Genomic DNA, 18,513 nt, shown 5'->3' with positions numbered 1-18,513 from the left:
AAACTCCTGACCTCGGAACTCGACAAGATTTCCCCTGAAAGGGTTGCGTCATTGACGTCCTACGATTTCATTCTCGAAGCCCTATTTGGCGCAGCTTCATATTAAAACGGTATTATTACCCGTATTTCAGCGTGATTGAGAACCTCTATGGGACTAACGATACCGAATGTTGGGAGAGAAATGGTAGAACCTGTTCTTCGGGCAACGGTCTTGAAAAGAAATACCCTTGCCCGTAATCACAACCTAACCCCTGTAAATAGCAAACTTGCTGTTCAGTTTCTATACCTTCGGCAACAGTTGTCATTCTTAATGCACAACTCAGTGTTGCAATGGCTTCCACAATTTTGCCGTCATCACAACTCGTAATTTTGTTGACAAATGAACGGTCAATTTTGATACTATCCACTGGAAATTGGCTGAGGTAACTCAGGGATGAATAGCCCGTCCCAAAATCATCAATGCTGAGCTGAATATCGCGGGCCCGCAGTTCCTTAGTGAGCGCGATCGCCGTCTCCGGGTTCTCCATAATGGCGCTCTCTGTAATCTCTAGTTTCAGATAACGCGGGTCTAGTTGAGTTTCCTCTAATACTTGTTCAATGTCTTCGAGTAGAGTTGGGTGGGCAAACTGACGCACTGACAGGTTGACACTCATAATTAAATGAGAGGAATGCTTCCGCCAGACCTGGAGCTGCTCACAAGCCATCCGTAGAACTTCTATTCCAAGGGGCACGACCAGGCCAGTTTCTTCTGCACAGGGAATGAACTCAGCCGGAGACACCAATCCCCGCTCGGGATGCTGCCATCGGACTAACGCTTCAAACCCAGCAACTTGCAGTGTCTTCAAATCCATAATCGGCTGGTAATGCACCAGAAACTCTTGTCGTTTGAGTGCCCGTTGCATATCCTGTTCTAGTTGCAAGCGCCAGAAAGCCGAGCTGTGCATCTGTCGTTCAAACAGTTGGTAGCTGCCCTTACCCTGTTTCTTAGCCCGATACATGGCGGTATCCGCCTCCTGCAACAGCTCCTCGGCCATGCAGTGCTTCTCCTCACGAATCGTCATTCCCAGGCAGGCCGTTGTGTAAATCTCAAACCCATCCACCTCAAACGGCGAGTTGAAATCCCCCAGGATCCGGTTTGCCATGCTAAAAACAGCGTCCTGGTTCTCGACATCCTTGAGAAACAGGCAAAACTCGTCTTCCCCGGTACGGGCTAGCACATCTCCTGGCTTTACCAGAGTTTGCAGACGCTCTGCAATGCTCGTTAATAACTTATCGCCCGTACCGTGACCGAGGGATGCGTTGATCAGCTTGAATTGATCACAATCCAAGTAGATAAGGCCACACTTTCCTTCATTCCAGTTATTCTGCAGCTCCTGAGTGATGGCTTGCAATAAATAAGTGCGGCTCGGTAGCTGGGTCAGGGTGTCATAGAGAATAATGTTTTCTAACTGAGCTGTTCGTTCACGAATTTTTTCTTCTAATTCTTCGTTAAAACAGCCAAGAGCATCATTCGCTCCCTGCAACTGCACACACAACTGCTGAATTTCCCGATATTGGAAACTAATCCGCAACATGGAACGAATGCGAGATTGCAGTTCCATGCGTTCCAACGGTTTACTAATGAAGTCATCGGCTCCAGCATCTAAGCATTTCGCCACATCTTCCTTGGCGGTGAGAGCCGTCACCATAATGATCGGGATGGTACGCCATTGGGGGTGCGATCGCAAATAGCGGCAAACCTCCAGTCCATCCATCTCGGGCATCATGACATCAAGCAGAATGACGTCCGGCGAGTAGTGCTCTAAGCGCTCAATCGCTCGGCAACCGTTGGAGGCATAGTTCAGGTCATAGTCTTGCCCCTGAAGCAACACCTCAATAACGTCAAAATTTTCGGGTTGGTCGTCTACCACCAGGATAGATGCCTGCATGTTCATCAACGCTCCCTTTAGGCGTGCAAAAGTGTGTGAATGGTACTGGCCAAATGTTTGAGACGAACAGGCTTGGTCAGGTAATCGTTGGCCCCTGCAGCTAGGCACCGTTCGCGATCGCCCGGCATTGCTAAAGCGGTCAGCGCAATAACAGGAACCGTTGCATAGTTATCATCTGTCCGCAATTGACGAATAACTTCTAAGCCATCCATACCGGGCATTTGAATATCCATCAGAATCAAATCAGGCATCTGGATTTTCATGCTCTCCAAAGCATCTTGCCCATTTTTAGCCAAGATCAAACGGTAGCCCTGGTGTTTTAGATAATCGAAAATGCTGTCAATATTGGCTCGATTGTCATCAACAATGAGAATTACTGGCAATTCCTGCCTGCTTATGCCAACATTTTCCAAAGTATCAGCAGCTTGTGTACCAGCTCTGGAAAAACCGCCCCCTATCAAAGCGGAATCTGGCAGTAAACCTGGATCCTCCATCTCCACCTTGTCGCTGAAGCCGTGCGCATCCCGGCAGGGGAGGGAAACCGTAAAGCAGCTGCCTTGGCCCACTTCACTTTTCACCCACACCTGCCCACCATGTAGCTCAACAATGCGCTGCACCAGAGCTAGGCCCAAACCTGTACCGCTCTGCTGCCGGTTGAGGTTACTGTCAATTTGGACAAAGGGTTGAAATAGCTTGTGCTGATCCTCTAAAGCAATGCCAATGCCTGTATCTATCACCCGGAAATAGAGATAGGGAGTTGCTGAGGTATCTTCTCTCCATACCTGCAAGTGCACCTGCCCTCCGGCGGGTGTAAATTTGACGGCATTGGTCAGCAGATTGATCAGCACCTGACGTAAGCGACGATCATCCCCACTAATCATGGAAATATCATCGGCAACCTCGGTTGTTAGACGGATCTGTTTTTGCTGGGCTGCCTGACGCACAAAGGTCATGCTGGTGCTGCATAAGTTGGGGACTAAAACTGGCCCCATATCTAATTCCAGCTTGCCAGCTTCAATTTTTGACAGATCTAGAATTTCGTTGATGAGTTCTAGAAGATGATTACCGCTGCGCTCGATAGTGGCGATCGCCTGGTTCTGCCGCTCATTGACAGTTCCAAAAACTTGCTCCTGTAAACCCTCAGCCATACCCAAAATGGCATTCAGCGGCGTTCGCAACTCATGGCTCATATTTGCTAGAAATTCATCTTTAAGGCGTGTGGCTCGCTCCAGTTCACGATTGGTATGGTCTAACTGCTCATTGGTTCGCCGCAGTTGTTGCTCTGCCTGCTTACGCTCGGTTACATCAAAACTAATGCCAATCATGCGTTCTGGGCAGCCAGCCTCTCCCCGCTGAAGCCGAGCACTAGCCTTGATGTAGCGGATTTGTCCATGAGGCTGTTGGACTCGAAATTCTTCATCAAATTCCTTTTCTCCCTTTATGGTTTGAGTAAGAGCATGCTCAACCAGGGAGTAATCCTCAGGATGAAGCATCTGTAACCAATTTTGGCCGTTAGCAATAAAGGATGCTCGCTCAACGCCATAGAGTTCATACATGCGATCGTCCCAGATCAACACGTCCTCAGCTATGTTCCATTCCCAGATACCAATAGCTCCCGAACGAATTGCCAAAGTCAACCGATCGGACAGATTCTGCATTTGCTCCTGGGCCTGCCGCTGTTCCGTGACGATTTCGGTTGTGATCACGATACCCCCAATGCTTCCATCAGGTCGATGCCAGGGACGCGCTTCCCAATAAATCCAATCGACCTGCCCGTTGGCACGGGGGTAAGGGTAGGCTTCTCGTGTTTCGACAGCCCCCGCCAGACACCGCTGATGGGCCTGCTTCCATGGAAACGGAAGATCGGGAAAAATTTCGTAATGGGAATGGCCAATCAGGGGGCGATCGCCCAGTTCATAATCCTGTCGCCAGCGATTGCTCACCACTAGATAGCGAAAATGCTCATCTAACATGGCCACGGCGACTGGGGCATATTCCACAAACAGCCGAAGTTTGACTTCATTTTCCTGCAATGCTAGCTCTATCTTCTTGCGAGGGGTGATGTCATAGCCAACCGACTGGTATTCCACAACCGTACCTTGAGCATCAAAAATGGCGCGATCTGTCCAGATTTGCCAGCAACAGGTGCCATCAGGAAGAGGGTCGCACTCCTCATAGGTTGCTGTTGGCTTTTCAGGGGTCAGTCCTCGTAATTGCTCCTGCACCATCACTAAATTAGTGTCGGCAATCACATCCCAGAAATTTACCTGGTCATACTGGTTAGGGTCGAGGTTGAAGGATCGGCAGTAGGCTCCGTTGGCGAAAGTCAAATGGCCATCCGGTAGAAAGCGGCAGATCAACGCCGTTTGATCTTCGACAATAGCCCGATACCGAGCCTCGCTCTTTTGAAGGGCTAACTCTGCCCGCTTTCTGGGAGAGATATCAACTTCTGAGCCCACCATACGGAGCAGATTCCCTGCGTCATCCCAAAGCCCCTGCCCCCGATCCAGAATCCAAACACACGTTCCGTCTTTGTGCAGAATCCGATACTCTGACTGGAAATAAGGCGTCTTTTGGGCTATGTGATCGGCAAAAGCAGCCAGAACGCGATCGCGATCCTCAGGATGAATACTTGCTTTCCATTCATCAGGTGCTGTGCCACCTTCATGGTCCTCATACCCCCGCACTGCTTTCCATCGTCGAGAGCGAAAAACTTCGTTAGTCTTGAGATTCCAATCCCAAATACCTGCACTGCTAGCTTCCACGGCCAGTTGCCAGCGCTCCTCGCTCTCCTGTAAGGCCATAGTTCGGCGTTCAATTCGCGCCTCAAGCTCCTGGTTTAATTGCCTCAGGGCAGCCTCGGTTTGTTTTTGCTGCGCGACTTGTCCCAGCTGGCTGGCTATTAATTGCAGCAACTCAACAGAGGTAAGATTTTCCTTCTGAAGCTGTTCAGAGAAAAACACCAACACTGCCACAATTTCATCCGATGCTAGAACCGGAACCCCACAAGCTGTCTGGATTTTCGCGTGATGATTGGTTGCACCACACAGTAAACTTTCTTCAAGTTCTGATTGATCTGTAATCCATTCAAGGTGGCGCGATCGCCCGACTCGCGCCACAAGAAACTCTCCAAGGCAACTCTCGGGCTGCGTACATGGGTTCGAACGGTGACAGTAAGCCGTTCTCAGTATGAATTGTGCTGAGTTTGCTCCTCGTAGCCAAACCTCTCCACAATCCCACCCCACCATCTGGCAAATCCCCATCAGCGCTGCATCTAAAGCCGATTCCCAATGGGGTGATTCACTGATGGCCCGAAGCAGACGATAAACTCTATGAATTTCTGGCTCTTGATGACCAGAATTACTACCAAGATCAGGCAATGGATTTGCTTCCGAATTGAGGGTCAAGACGATTGGAGATGGGAGGCGATTTGAAGAGGAATGACTCATGCCCAGAATTTAAAAGTCACACATTATTGGTAATGACGTGAAAGCTTGAAAAATTTCATCTCAGGAACACAGTAGAAGGTATCGAAAAGCCTTAGAAATGAATGGTCCTTGTGGACGAAGCCCAAAATCAACTTTTCAACACTCTCTTAGGACATGAAGCGCTCTATAAGTATAGGATTCCCAGTCGTGTTCCAAAAGCTATTTTTTTAACAACGATTATTAAATTACTACACCCTAATAGAAAAATACTTCCTGGAGATGCTCTAAACGGATTAACTTTCGTAAAGCCAACCCTGTTTTAGCCAGTACTTGAGATGTTGATTAACCTGGTATATCCATGAAATCAACAGGTTAAATACTGATAGACTGAGAGCTATACTGAGATGAATTAGTTTTCGATAAAATTCATCTGTAAATTACAGTATAAAGTGATTAGAGGAAATAATCAAAACCGTATTTTTTCTGAATTAGCTTGTTCACTATAGCTATAGAACTTTAAGAAAAAGCAGAAGCAAGCGCGAGGGACTCCACCCCTACTTTCTTGGTATTTCAATAAGGCTTGCGATCGCCCTATTTCAGGGTCATCAGTACTCTTACAACTACATGGAAGCTAGATAGTGAACTCCTAATATGTGAGAACCTCTTGCGTAGGAAGGAATGCCATTTCTGGCACTGAAACGTTGCCGCAAAACCGGACTCTGTATCGGACTCATTCACTTTCATGTCATATTCAACAACTTATTGAAGAACAAGGGGCTACCCCCCCCTATCGGGTGTCTTTATGAAGGATTGGTATTTCCTTCCATTCAAGCTCTATCTGTATTTACAGCGCTTTTCAAGCGCTTAAAACTCGGTTGTTTCTGTGAGAGCCGCGTGGGAGTGCGACTCTCACAAAAACAACCGTGGCTGATTCAAGCGCAGAGCGCCGTAATTCTTTTCAAAGCAAGTAGTCCCTTGCTCTTCCCCGTTACCCAAATCTCTATGGGATTCAGCTTCCAACACTGGGAATTCTAAAAGAGTCCGGATAGAATCGTTAAACGGCGGGTGAGAACTTTAGATACCGTCTAATACCGAAGTGCCGTCCTTAAGTTGGCGTACCTCAGAGCCGGATCAGACTGCCATGGATGTTGGGGAGGTTTCGTCGGAATTGTTGCCTGAGTTTATGCCTTCCAGCTCGAACATACCCCAGACAGAGTTACAGCCCCTGCTGGCGATCGCCCTAAACCAGATACCCCAAGCGGTTTATATCAAAGATGACCGCCATTGTCTGGTGTGGGCAAACAATGCGTTTTGCGAATTTGTTGAAAAGAAGCTGGAAGCATTACTGCAACAGCCAGATTTTGAGATTCTCAAACCGGCCCATGGTGTTATTCCTGCCACTGAAGCATTACAGCCATCTTCCCCTTCTCCCACCACTCCTCCCATTAGGTGTCCGGAAGAACGGGCCATCTGCAAATCTAATGGCGAACTTCGCATCGTCACGCTGAACACAACACCGCTACCCGACACGGCACGCCCCTGCTGGCTAGTTAGCCTGACCGACATCACTCAACAAAAGCTTCAAGAACGTGCTCTGGAGCGGCTCACCTACCTCTCTGAAACTATTAGCCAGGCTGTCAACGAAGGGCTATGGGAAATTGAGGTTTCTGCAAAGCGGCCGACCCATGCCTACTACGAGATCTGGTGGTCACAGCAATTTCGCTCATTGTTAGGTTATAGCGATGAGACCGATTTTCCAAATGGGTTGGATAGTTGGATTCAAATCATTCACCCGGACGATCGAGAGTGGGTGCTGACAGAATTGCAAGCCCATCTGGGCGATCGCACCGGCCAAACCTCATTTGATGCGGAGTATCGCATGTTTACCAAAACGGGGGAAATCCGGTGGTTCCGCTCGATCGGCCGAGCCGTACCCGCTGCCCCCAATGCCCCCTGGCGCACGATCGGTATCCTACGAGATACCACTGAACGCAAGCTAGCCGAGGCTGAAACTCGACAGCAGCAACGAATTTTATTGTCCGTTCTAGAAAATATTCCTCATCGAGTCTGGTTGCAAGATAAGGCAGGCCGTTATCTGGCTGCTAATCAGGCCTTCTGTCAAATTTGGCAAAAAACTCCTGAAACCCTTATCGGCAGATTCAACCACCAGATCGTCCCACCCGAGCAGCTCGAGAAATTTCATCAAGAAGATGAGGCTATCCTGACGACCGGCGAGCCATTGACGCTGGAAGAAGAGGTAATGATCGCCAGCGGTGAAACCCGTTGGTTTTCTACCAGCAAAACACCATTACGGGATGAAGCCGGACACATCATTGGTATTACGGGCATATCGATGGACATTACTGTCCGTAAGCAGGCTGAAGAGGATATTCAGCGCATTAATGAGGAACTAGAAAAGCGGGTTGAGCAACGCACGGCAGCCCTGGCGAAGCTAGTCTCGAAGCTGCAGTTTGAGGTGAGCGATCGCCAAAAAGCTGAGGCGGCTCTGCGCCAATCAGAAGCAGAGTTACGCCAACAGGCCATGGATCTAGAGCAAGCGCTGCAACAACTGCAAAATACGCAGGCCCAATTGGTGCAGAGTGAAAAAATGTCGAGCCTGGGGCAACTGGTTGCCGGTATTGCCCATGAAATCAATAATCCCATCAACTTTGTTTATGGAAACTTATTACATGCCAGCAACTACACTCGGGATTTGTTGCAACTGGTAAAGCTGTACCGTAGCTTTTACCCCACGCCTCCTAAAGAAATCATGACCCTTGCCAACCAGATGGATCTGGACTTTGTCATGGGCGATTTACCAAAACTGGTATCCTCCATGCGTTTAGGAGCCGAACGGATTCAGAAAATTGTCATGTCGCTGCGTAATTTCTCACGCATGGATGAGGCCGAGTTTAAGGCCGTGAACCTGCACGAGGGGCTAGAGAGTACTTTACTCATTCTGCAGAACCGAATTAAGCCACGTCCCAGCTTCCCTGGAGTGGAGTTACAGCGTGAGTACGGGGAGTTACCTTTGGTCGAGTGTTACGCCAGCCAGCTCAATCAAGTATTTATGAATATTTTGAGCAATGCTATCGACGCCCTGGAAGAGGCGGTCGAGAGCCGGGCGGAAGAAGGGAATGCCTTTATCCCACAGATTCGAATTCAAACTGGTATATGCCGGGAGAATTGGGTAGCGATCGCTATTTCCGATAATGGTCTTGGTATCCCCGAAACCCTTCAGTCCCGTATCTTTGACCCCTTCTTCACCACAAAGCCCGTAGGTCAGGGGACGGGACTCGGTATGTCTATTAGCTACCAAATTGTCACAGAACGCCACGGTGGCCGTTTAGTTTGCGAATCAGAGCAGGGGGACGGAACTACCTTCCGGGTTGAAATTCCAATTAAGCAATAAGCAGCTATAAAAAAAGAATTAGTTCTCAATGGGGTGATCTCTGCTCATTCAAGTTTTCGTACCCTTTTGGAAACGAGGGCTTGAGTGGGTATGGGCAGGACATATTTCAAAACATAATCCCTTTTTTCAGTAATTTCGGTTAAATTCATTAGATAAGGAAAGTGTTTTCATGAAGCCCCGATGAAGTTACAGGGGTACTTTTATGAAGTGCTTTTGTATTCAGGGCTGTATCTCTATTTTCAGGGTGTTGCAATGTGATAGAAGTCCAATTGCCGCCGAAGCTGAGATCCCTCCATGAAAACCGAGTTTCAAGCGAAGTTCCTGCAACACCTCATTCAACATCCCTCTGAAAGAGGCTTTACGTTGATTGAGCTGTTGGTTGTGATTGTCATTATCGGTATTTTGTCAGCGATCGCGCTCCCCTCCTTTCTAAATCAAGCGAATAAGGCTCGTCAATCCGAGGCAAAGACCTATGTAGGCTCCATCAACCGTGCGCAACAGGCCTACTATATTGAGTACGGCCAGTTTGGTGCCAGCATGGCAAGTTTGGATGCAGGAATTGACCTGGAAACTCAAAACTATGAATACACCATCAACGGCAACCGTAACGGAGATGCAGTGATTGATGCAGTAGCCAGGAAGGAAGCACTAAAGTCCTATGGAGGGCAGGTGAAAGTTGATGGCAATCTTTTAAAGAGTCTTGTTTGCGAGTCTGATATACCGGTTCAGACTGCACCCAGTTGGGATCCAGCTGATTGGCCTGATTGCCCAATCGGGTTTCCCCGGGTCAACCAGTAACACGAACCTGAGTTCGGCCTGAGTTCGTCGCCTGAGCCCGGTTAAGAACGTTTTCGATGGTGCCCAAAGTGCAAGCATCGAGAATGGTGATTTTTGACCGGTTGGAAAGTGCACGTCAGCTCACCCCAAACCAACGTTACATTCGTTCAGACGATCTTTCTGAAACCCTTGACTTTGCCCGCATTTCGTACATGCAAAGTCAAGGGTTCTGTTTTTTGGTGCAAGATATGAGTATTAGAATCTGCCTTGCCCCTGTAATATGCGGGATTATACAGGGCACTCTAATCAATGACATTTTGTGCTTAGTCTCTTTCTGCACCCATCATGCCCTCTTCAAACATAGTTTCCCTGGATGAGCTACAACGTGCTAGTCAGCAAGCTCTTCAAACTGACAACTTTGAAGAAGCCATTACCTATCTTGAACAAATAATTGAGAAACAACCCCAGGCTATACAGTACCGCTTACCCCTGGGCTTGGCTTATTTGCTGATAGGGCAGGAAGAAGCGGCTCAGTTAACGTGGGCGATCGCCTTTTCAGAAGTAGATGAAGCTGACGGAGAATTCCTTCTCGGAGAGCTCGTTCAACTCCTTCAAGCCAAAATTGAAGCTTATGAACGGCAAGAAAAGTGGGGACTTGCTGACCTTCTCTATCAGCATCTCCATCAACTCACACCTACAGATACCAACTCTATTCTTAAAGGTATTCAAACAGCCTTAAAAGGGGAATTGTTGAGCCGTGAACGCTTGGAAAACACAGGGCTGCTGGAAACTTTAGAAACAACTATTCAGCAACCTGAAGCCATCGATTTAGAATTGTTAGACGCAACGCTACAGGAAGTTATTATTCGGGATGACGGGAATCGCGATTTGCTCAGTTGGATTGAAGAGACAGCTCGCTATTTACCTAACCCGGAAGCTGTTACTCATAAGCTTTATGAAAAATCGATCCAGGTTCGGATGCGAAGCCCTTATAACTCTAATTCTTCTAAAGCTTTAGCGTATATTGATGCAGCACTTCGCTTAGACGGAACAAACTTCGGTCTAAAGCATGAGCGAGTTTTCATTTTTATTAAAAGTGCACGTTATCAAGAAGCTGCCACAATGGCTGAAGCACTCTTGATGGACTGTGAAAACAAACAGGAAAAAGTTTTTGCTAAATGTCTTTTGCTTGATGCCCTCATTCATCTATCAGATCGATGGAATGATAGTCAAAGCCATCTAGAAGACATCTTGCAACTTCTTAGGGAGCTGATTCAGGAATACAGCGAAAACCCTGGTTTATATATGCCTAGTGCACTGGCAACTCGGTCTTTGTTTTTCTATCAATATATTAAAGATAACCCCGTTGAATATCGAAGTTTACAGAACCAGCTAGCCCAAATTTATGTAGATAGCATTCAAAAACAGCATGAGGAAAAAGCAGTTATATCCGATCGGGTCCAAGTCTTAGGTACGTCCCGTAAGTTACGCATTGGTTTTCTTTCGGAATGCATGACAAAGCACTCTGTAGGGTGGCTTAGTCGATGGATTTTTCAACATTATGATCGTGAGCGATTCGAGTTTTACTGTTACTTCAAAATCTATACGACCCGCCCCGAAGGGTTAGACGATTTCAGCCAGGAGTGGTTTGCTGACCTATCCACAGGGGCCTGTATCGTGTATGGAGATCCTGAGGAAATTGCAAAAATTATCAAACAGGATGACATTGATATTCTGGTTGACTTAGATAGCGTTACCTCTGAAAAAAATTACGCTACGTTTGCCTTAAAGCCTGCTCGTATCCAGGTGACCTGGTTAGGGTATGACGCTACTGGTCTCCCGACTGTTGACTACTTCTTAGCAGATCGGTTTGTGCTACCCGACCATGCTGATGATTACTACACGGAAACCATTTGGCGAATGCCGACAACCTATATTGCCGTTGATGGTTTTGAAGTGAGTGTCCCATCATTACGACGAGATAAGTTGGATATCCCTGCGGATGCTGTGGTGTATTTCAGTGCACAGACCGCTGCAAAACGCCACCCTGATGCGGTGCGATGTCAAATAGAAATTCTCAAGCAAGTTCCTAACAGCTACCTGCTTCTGAAGGGGAAGGGCGATGCAGATGCGCTTCGCAATTCATTCCTGCAAACAGCAGAAGAAGAGGGTATTGCAGGCGATCGCTTTCGGTTTCTACCCCCTGTTAAGCATGAATCAACTCACCGTGCCAATTTAAGCATTGCCGACGTCGTCCTTGACACCTTTCCCTATACAGGGGCCACAACTACCCTGGAAACCTTATGGATGGGCATTCCTCTGGTCACCCTGGTTGGCAATCAATTCACCAGCCGCAACAGTTACGCCATGCTTCGTCATGCTGGAATTGAAGCAGGCATTGCCTATTCACAGGAAGAATATATTGAATGGGGGGTGCGGCTCGGCTCGGATGCAGCCTTGCGAGAGCAGGTGAAGCGTCAGCTATGGCGATCGCGCCAAACATCCCCACTGTGGAATGCTAAACAATTCACTCGGGATCTAGAAAATGCCTTTGAGCAAATGTGGCAGCAATATCTAGAAACCTCGTCTCAGTCTAACTAATGCAATCTTTTCAACTATGAACTCACCAGAAGTTTTAAAGGAAAAAGGACAGCAAGCTCTCCAGGGTGATGATTTTCTGACTGCTGCTGCTTGCTTTGAAGCACTCGTCGAGCAGGAACCAGAAATACCTCAACATCATCTGGCTTTAGGCCTGGCTTATCTATTAGCTGGGCAGGAAGAAGCAGCTCAGTTGGCTTGGGCGATCGCCTTTTCAGAAGTGGATGAGAACCATGAAAATGAACTTTTTCAGGAGCTAATAAAACTCATTCAGACTAAAACCCAGAACCTTGAGCAGCAGGGGAAATGGGAATTAGCTTACCTGCTATATCAACATCTCCATGAAATTAATCCTCTCGATGTAAATGTAATTCTTCAAAGCATTCAGGCTGCTATGCAAGGGAATCAGTTTGATTCGAACCTACTCATCTGCTCTGGGCTGCTTGAGGCACTGACCAGCCATACCGACCAGTCCGTCTCTATAGACAGTTCCTTAATGGAGACTGTCTTAGGAGATGTACTTGCCTGGGATGTGGAAGATCCAGAAATTCTGCCATGGATTGAGAAGGTAGCCAGTTATCTGCCTGATAAAACAAAAATTGTCTATCGTTTAAACGAAAAAGCTGTACAGCTCCGTCAACGAAGTATTCTTCATGAAGACTTTGATATCGCCCTTACTTATGCAGAGGCAGGGCTGAGATTGGATCCAAAACATTTTGGCTTAAATCATGAACGAATCATGATTTATATCAAGAGAAGAGACTTTAAAAAAGCCGCTTCTCTTGCAGAAAAACTATTTTTAGAGTGTCAAAATCTTCGGACAAAAATCCGTACAAAAGGTCTTTTAATTGAAGGGTTATTTCATATTCCTGAACGTTGGCAAGAGGCAAAAGAAGAACTAGAAAGCTTGCTGCTATTACTAGATAGTTTTATTCAAGAGTATGAAGGAAAAAGTGATTTCCAAATAGCCCCATCCTTCTTACTACGAAACTTATTTTACTTTCAATATATTCAGGATGATCCTAAGGAATGTCGAGTCTGGCAAAATCGGTTATCCTCCTTTTATCTAAAGACTCTCCAAAATCAAGAAAACACACCAGGAGCAACGGCGATCGCTTCTCCCGTGTTTTCTCACCAAAATCGCCAGACAACTCAGCGAGAAAAGCTAAGAATTGGTTTTCTTTCAGAATTTATGGATCAACATTCCATCGGCTGGCTGAGCCGATGGATTTTTCAGCATTATGATGCAAGTCGCTTTGAGTTTTATGCCTATTTTCAGAGCCATGAATTGCCGCTTAATGGGCTTTCGACCTTCAGCGAAACATGGTTTGCTCGACCCGCAACCCGCTCTTTTGCCGTTTATGGGAAACCCCATGAAACAGCCCAGAAGATCTATGACGATGAGATTGATATTCTGGTGGACTTAGACAGCGTCACATCAGAAGATACTTATGCTGTCATGGCGCTTAAGCCTGCCCCTGTACAGGTAACATGGCTAGGTTACGATGCGAGCGGTTTACCTACGGTAGATTATTTCCTGGTCGATCCATTGGTGGTGCCTGACCATGCTAATGAGTATTATGCTGAGGCACTTTGGCGCTTGCCGCGAACATATATTGCTGTCGATGGTTTTGAGGTAGGAGTGCCATCTTTACAGCGAAAAGCCCTAAATATTCCATCAGATGCTGTAGTTTATTTCAGTGCCCAAACAGCAATCAAACGCCACCCTGAAACTGTGTCCTGCCAGCTCCAAATCCTGAAGCAAGTTCCCAATAGCTACTTATTGCTGAAAGGTATTGGTGATAATAACTCTCTCCGCAATGCCCTCTTTCAGGCGGCTGAGATGGAGGGCATCAGTCGCGATCGCTTCCGGTTTCTAGAACTCGACAAAGATGAAGCCACCCATCGAGCTAACCTGAGTATTGCCGACGTTGTTCTCGATACCTTTCCCTATACCGGGGCTACGACAACCATGGAAACCCTATGGATGGGGATTCCTTTGGTGACACGGGTAGGACAACAGTTTGCCAGTCGTAACAGCTATGCAATGTTGCGCCATGCTGGAATCGAAGCGGGTATTGCTCACTCTGCGGCGGAGTATATTGAGTGGGGGGTACGCTTTGGCACCGATGCGGGACTACGGGAACAGGTACAAGCTGAATTATGGCGATCGCGCCAAACCTCTCCCTTGTGGAATGCCGAACAATTTACTCGCGATATGGAAAGCGCCTTTGAGCAAATGTGGCAGCGCTATCTTAATAGTGATGGAAAAAACTCTATGAAATAAACTTATTAACACAGAAATACACTAGCTTCTTTAAATACTCTAAGTCATTTGGAACACCTAGATGAATTAGGAAGTAGTTCTTGAACCTTGAGCCATATTTTAGTTGAGGAGTAAAAACGATGCAAGTTATTGGAATTTCCATGGTGAAGAATGAAGAGGATATCATAGAGAGCTTTATTCGTCATAACTTGCAATTTCTGGACGGAATTATTGTTTTTGATAATTGTTCAACGGATTCAACACGGTTGATTCTTAAACTGTTAATGCAAGAAGGTTTACCAATTTGCTTATCTGATGATTATGAATATGCTTATTTTCAGTCTGAAAAAATGACAAACTTACTCAGACGGCTTTGTTTTACCAGTCCCATAGACTATGTCATTCCTCTAGACGCTGATGAGTTTATTGATTGTGAAAGCTATGATGTTTTTGTAGAGTCATTGAATGAAATTGAATCTCCTGGGGTTGGTTTTTGGGGTTGGAAGACATATGTTATTTCCCCCAAGCTAGCCAATGACCAGAGCCCAAAAGCTCAATTAGATCAGTTCAACTTTTTCAGAAACAGAGAAATTCCTCAATATTACAAAGTAGTTTTAAGAAATCCAGAACTCTGCATTCATGATCTCACACTTACTCAGGGAAACCATAATACTTCTTCGTCATATGATATCTCAAAAATCAAGCTGAGAAATTTATCACTCGCTCATTTCCCGGTTCGCAGCAAATTTCAAATTACTAAAAAAGTGATCTTTGGTGAAATTGCCTATCAACTTAAGGATAAAAAACAAAATTTTCATGATCCAAACGAGACTAGGCAATGGCGAAGTTTATATCAAAGATTAAAAGCAGGTGAAAATTTTTCAGAAAGTGAATTGGTAAATATTTCGCTCAACTATGCACAAACTCCTGGCAATTCTCAATGGCCCGATAATATTCGGAGTGGAAAATTTAAACTGGTTGGCTCGGAAAACCAATATGATGAAGTAGTTAGTAGTAATCTCTTAATGGAAACAGTAAGAAGCTTTCAGAACTATATTAAAGGCCCAGAAATTCATTTCAATCCTTATGAGCTATACAACACAGATGTCGAACCAGGAACCTTTAGTGAACAGAATCAGTCTATTAATACTGCTTTTGAGCCGGATTGGCATCTAAAGAATCTCTTCTTAGATATTCCTCCGTTTCGATATCTATACGAGCGATTTTCTCCGGTGAGCGCTCTTGATATTGGCTGTGGGCTAGGTCAGTACTTGAAATTACTAAATAATTTTGGAGTAGCCCAAATAGCTGGTATTGATGGAATAGAGCCTGAAGCTTTATATATACCCGCATCCAATTATTTAACTCATGATCTACACCAACCATTAGAATTATCTCAAAAATTTGATTTGGTGATTTGTAGCGAGGTGGCAGAGCATTTAAACCCTGGTAGTGAAGCAGTCTTACTTGATAACATTGAAAGGCATGCTGGACATATAGTCCTTTTCTCAGCCGCTGCTCCTGACCAACCAGGTTATGGCCACATAAATTGTAAGCCCTTTGCATTTTGGGCGGAGCAGTGGGCATCCAGGGGTTGGGTACCCTTACTCTTTGAAACTTTATGCTTCAGGACTTTATCTACATTTTCCTGGCTTCGTAGAAACCCTGTTTTAATGGTTAGGGCAGAAGATGAATCGGATATTCTTCCGACATGGTTGCCCCTAGTACTAATTCACGAGGAGGATTACGCATACAAACCGCAACCACCTGGTATCATTATTAACCCTTTAGCTCACACCATTCCAGAATTACAATAAGTACTCTAGGGTTGAGGTTATGGGGATTGAAAAAAGCTATACCACTTAGCAGCTGGACAGTGCAAAGTTATTGGTACCCCTCGATAGTGGCACCAATGCGCTAACTCAAGCTTATTCAGTGATGGAGATTACCCAGCTTTATCGGCGAGCAATTGAGGCAGAAGTAGAGTAGGTCTACTTCGTGAAAAAATCAGTGGATGTTGATGCTGAAGCGTCAGGCGCACAATTTGTTCGCTTGGATAACCGTGTTCGGGTAGGGTTCGGAACCACCGAGGGAAATTCTTCCAAATCGATTGAGGCAATTCTAGCGCTAAGATTTGCAGCACACCGAGGGTGATCGCATGGAGATTGACAAAGCGTTCAAAGGCTTCCACTTTTTGCTTAATTTGGCGTTGTTGAGCCGGGTCATAGTCTTGGAGGCGAAGATTGGACGGGAACTGCGGTGTCTTGTCGAGCAGTTTGAGCCAAAACTGATAGGCAAAGCCACCTAGGAGCAGAACCAACGTTCTAAAACAAACTTCAATCTTGAAGCGCTTGCCGTAGGACTCAATCACCTGTGTTCCGGTAAGTTTGACATCGCTGGAGAGCAGAATCATGCGCTTGCCGTTGGGCAATTGGGTCAAGACAAATAGGACGCTCGCCTCTGGGCTATCCCAGAAGAATTCAAAGCACTGATAGTAGACCATTGTGGGTTGACCATAGAGCCAGACGACAGCTTTGAGACACGCCTCTGGAGGGGCAAATAGGTCTTGGAGGGCAATCTTGCTCCCCCATTTGCGTGGGCGGCCCCGACCGGACTTGCCAGGAAGTGAACTGAACGGGGCACGGGCAACAGTAGAAATTCGCACACGGCTAATCAGGTGCAGTCCATGGGCACGCAACGATTGCAAAACGTTCGCCGAGGCATAGTAGGCATCGAGCAATGCATAGCTCCCCACACTCATGTAGCTGACGCACAAGTGCGCCATCTTATCCACCAGGGTCAACTCCTGCGATTCAGACTCTGCCCCTTCAATCCCATCGTGCAATTTGAAGACGAGCGGCACCGCAAACAACGCCGTACCGCACCCCATCAGCAATCCCAAGGCACTGAAATAGTGTCCGCGAATCCATTCGGGTTTGCTCACATCACTCGATTCTTGGTGCAGTCCCTTCACCCCTGGCATCTTGCGCCCTTCCTTGCCCACTTTGATGCCATCACCGACGTACAAGCGCTCACCCTGCAAACGGTTCACAAACGGATGTTCGCCCAGCTACTCTGCCCACGCCTGGCACAAGCTATCGATACAAAATGCACTGGAATGGAACCAATGCAGGGCTTGATGATAATAGCCTTCGCTCAATCCCAAAGCATTGAGGTAGCTTGTCACCGCAGGTGGTTGCGTACTCAACACCACGCCCCAAAACAACAGGACAAACCACTCGAAGGTTGCTTCACGACGAAAGACGGGACGAAACTGGAGCAAGATTTGCTCAATGCGTTGATAGAGTTTCATAATGAACGTGGCTGATTGTTGTGTATTTCAGCCAGTTTCCGACATTCCGCCCGGTTTGGGACTGGAATGTCCTTTTTTTATCTTCTACCTTCAATTAGGAGGAGAACTTCGCACTGTCCAGTTAGCAGGTGGTATAGCTTTTTTCAATCCCCATAACCTCAACCTCGACCCAGCTTACAGCTATTTTCGATCGCCTGAGGTCTGGTCATTTTTGTGGGAGCCGCGCGGAGCGCGGCTCCCACAAAAATGGCTGTGGTTTACTCAAGCGGGAACTGCTGTAAAGGATGTTTAAAGAGTCGGTTAGTCAGGTAAAAAAAGCCAGAAAGCTCTCTCGGTATTAACTGACGTTCGGACTAAATTTGCCTATCGAATTGCGAAACGCACTCTAGAAGTGCGTTTCGCAATTCGATAGGCTTTCTGGGTTTCGTAAGCTGAGAATCTAGCTACGCGAGCTTTTCAGCTTACGAAACCCAATTTAGTCCAAAGTCTAGATATGACTATGGCTTTACAACACACCTTAAAACATGAACACAGTATCGCCTGGTGCCCAGTCATGAGCTAGAAACAAGAACACAAAAAAGGGAGGTGGAATCTCATACAACGCCTGAGCAGGTAGTTATAGAGCGATCGCTACATTTGACTACAGCCCCTCCAGAAGCCCATTTCAGGGCAAGACCAACCTTGGGAGAAAGAGGACGAAAGATTTTTTTGAGGGGGTGATATGAAACTGATCGCAGGTGGGCAAGTTATCTCTAGGAGTTAGAAACCCATATCCCGCAACTCAAGGAGACA

General features: G+C 46.6%; 10 protein-coding genes. 6 read left to right on the top strand and 4 right to left on the bottom strand.

What is annotated here, in order from left to right; translation table 11 throughout:
- Positions 1-145: 145 nt before the first annotated feature.
- Both H6F91_RS25660 and H6F91_RS25655 read right to left on the bottom strand, forming a co-directional pair.
- On the bottom strand, positions 146-1,927 hold the full coding sequence (locus tag H6F91_RS25660) for an EAL domain-containing protein (RefSeq protein WP_347280087.1): 1,782 nt from the start codon (positions 1,925-1,927) through the stop codon (positions 146-148).
- Positions 1,928-1,944: 17 nt separating this feature from the next.
- Entirely contained in the window at positions 1,945-5,376 is a 3,432-nt protein-coding gene (locus tag H6F91_RS25655) for a PAS domain-containing protein (RefSeq protein WP_190773236.1), read from the bottom strand.
- 1,120 nt (positions 5,377-6,496) lie between these two features.
- On the opposite strand from H6F91_RS25655, the gene H6F91_RS25650 reads away from it, so the two are divergent.
- The 5 genes from H6F91_RS25650 (at position 6,497) to H6F91_RS25630 (ending at position 16,225) form a co-directional block, all read left to right on the top strand.
- Complete coding sequence (locus tag H6F91_RS25650; RefSeq protein WP_206754979.1) at positions 6,497-8,767, top strand: PAS domain-containing protein; 2,271 nt, start codon at positions 6,497-6,499, stop codon at positions 8,765-8,767.
- A 294-nt stretch (positions 8,768-9,061) separates the two neighbouring features.
- Positions 9,062-9,565 carry a type IV pilin-like G/H family protein gene (locus H6F91_RS25645; protein ID WP_190773234.1) on the top strand — a complete coding sequence of 168 codons (504 nt, stop codon included), beginning with the start codon at positions 9,062-9,064 and terminating at the stop codon, positions 9,563-9,565.
- 324 nt (positions 9,566-9,889) lie between these two features.
- Positions 9,890-12,145 (top strand): O-linked N-acetylglucosamine transferase, SPINDLY family protein, encoded by a 2,256-nt coding sequence (locus H6F91_RS25640; protein ID WP_190773233.1) that lies wholly within the window; start codon positions 9,890-9,892, stop codon positions 12,143-12,145.
- Between the two features lie 16 nt (positions 12,146-12,161).
- Complete coding sequence (locus H6F91_RS25635; RefSeq protein WP_190789542.1) at positions 12,162-14,429, top strand: O-linked N-acetylglucosamine transferase, SPINDLY family protein; 2,268 nt, start codon at positions 12,162-12,164, stop codon at positions 14,427-14,429.
- Positions 14,430-14,548: 119 nt separating this feature from the next.
- Positions 14,549-16,225, top strand: coding sequence for a glycosyltransferase family 2 protein (locus H6F91_RS25630; RefSeq protein ID WP_190773231.1), 1,677 nt, complete (start codon positions 14,549-14,551; stop codon positions 16,223-16,225).
- 128 nt (positions 16,226-16,353) lie between these two features.
- Here the strand turns inward: H6F91_RS25630 and H6F91_RS25625 are convergent, their stop codons facing one another.
- Both H6F91_RS25625 and H6F91_RS28090 read right to left on the bottom strand, forming a co-directional pair.
- Positions 16,354-17,460, bottom strand: a complete 1,107-nt coding sequence (locus tag H6F91_RS25625; RefSeq protein WP_347280086.1) for a transposase — start codon at positions 17,458-17,460, stop codon at positions 16,354-16,356.
- A gap of 18 nt (positions 17,461-17,478) precedes the next feature.
- Positions 17,479-17,721 (bottom strand): hypothetical protein, encoded by a 243-nt coding sequence (locus H6F91_RS28090; protein ID WP_242035981.1) that lies wholly within the window; start codon positions 17,719-17,721, stop codon positions 17,479-17,481.
- A gap of 1 nt (position 17,722) precedes the next feature.
- Here H6F91_RS28090 and H6F91_RS25620 point away from each other — a divergent pair, with 1 nt between their 5' ends.
- On the top strand, positions 17,723-18,013 hold the full coding sequence (locus H6F91_RS25620) for a hypothetical protein (RefSeq protein WP_190773230.1): 291 nt from the start codon (positions 17,723-17,725) through the stop codon (positions 18,011-18,013).
- Positions 18,014-18,513 lie beyond the last annotated feature (500 nt).

Source organism: Leptolyngbya sp. FACHB-8, assembly GCF_014695575.1.
Lineage (GTDB): Bacteria > Cyanobacteriota > Cyanobacteriia > Elainellales > Elainellaceae > Vacuolonema.
The sequence above is the reverse complement of the archived record's forward strand: the minus strand, read 5'-3'. Positions and strand labels throughout refer to the sequence as shown.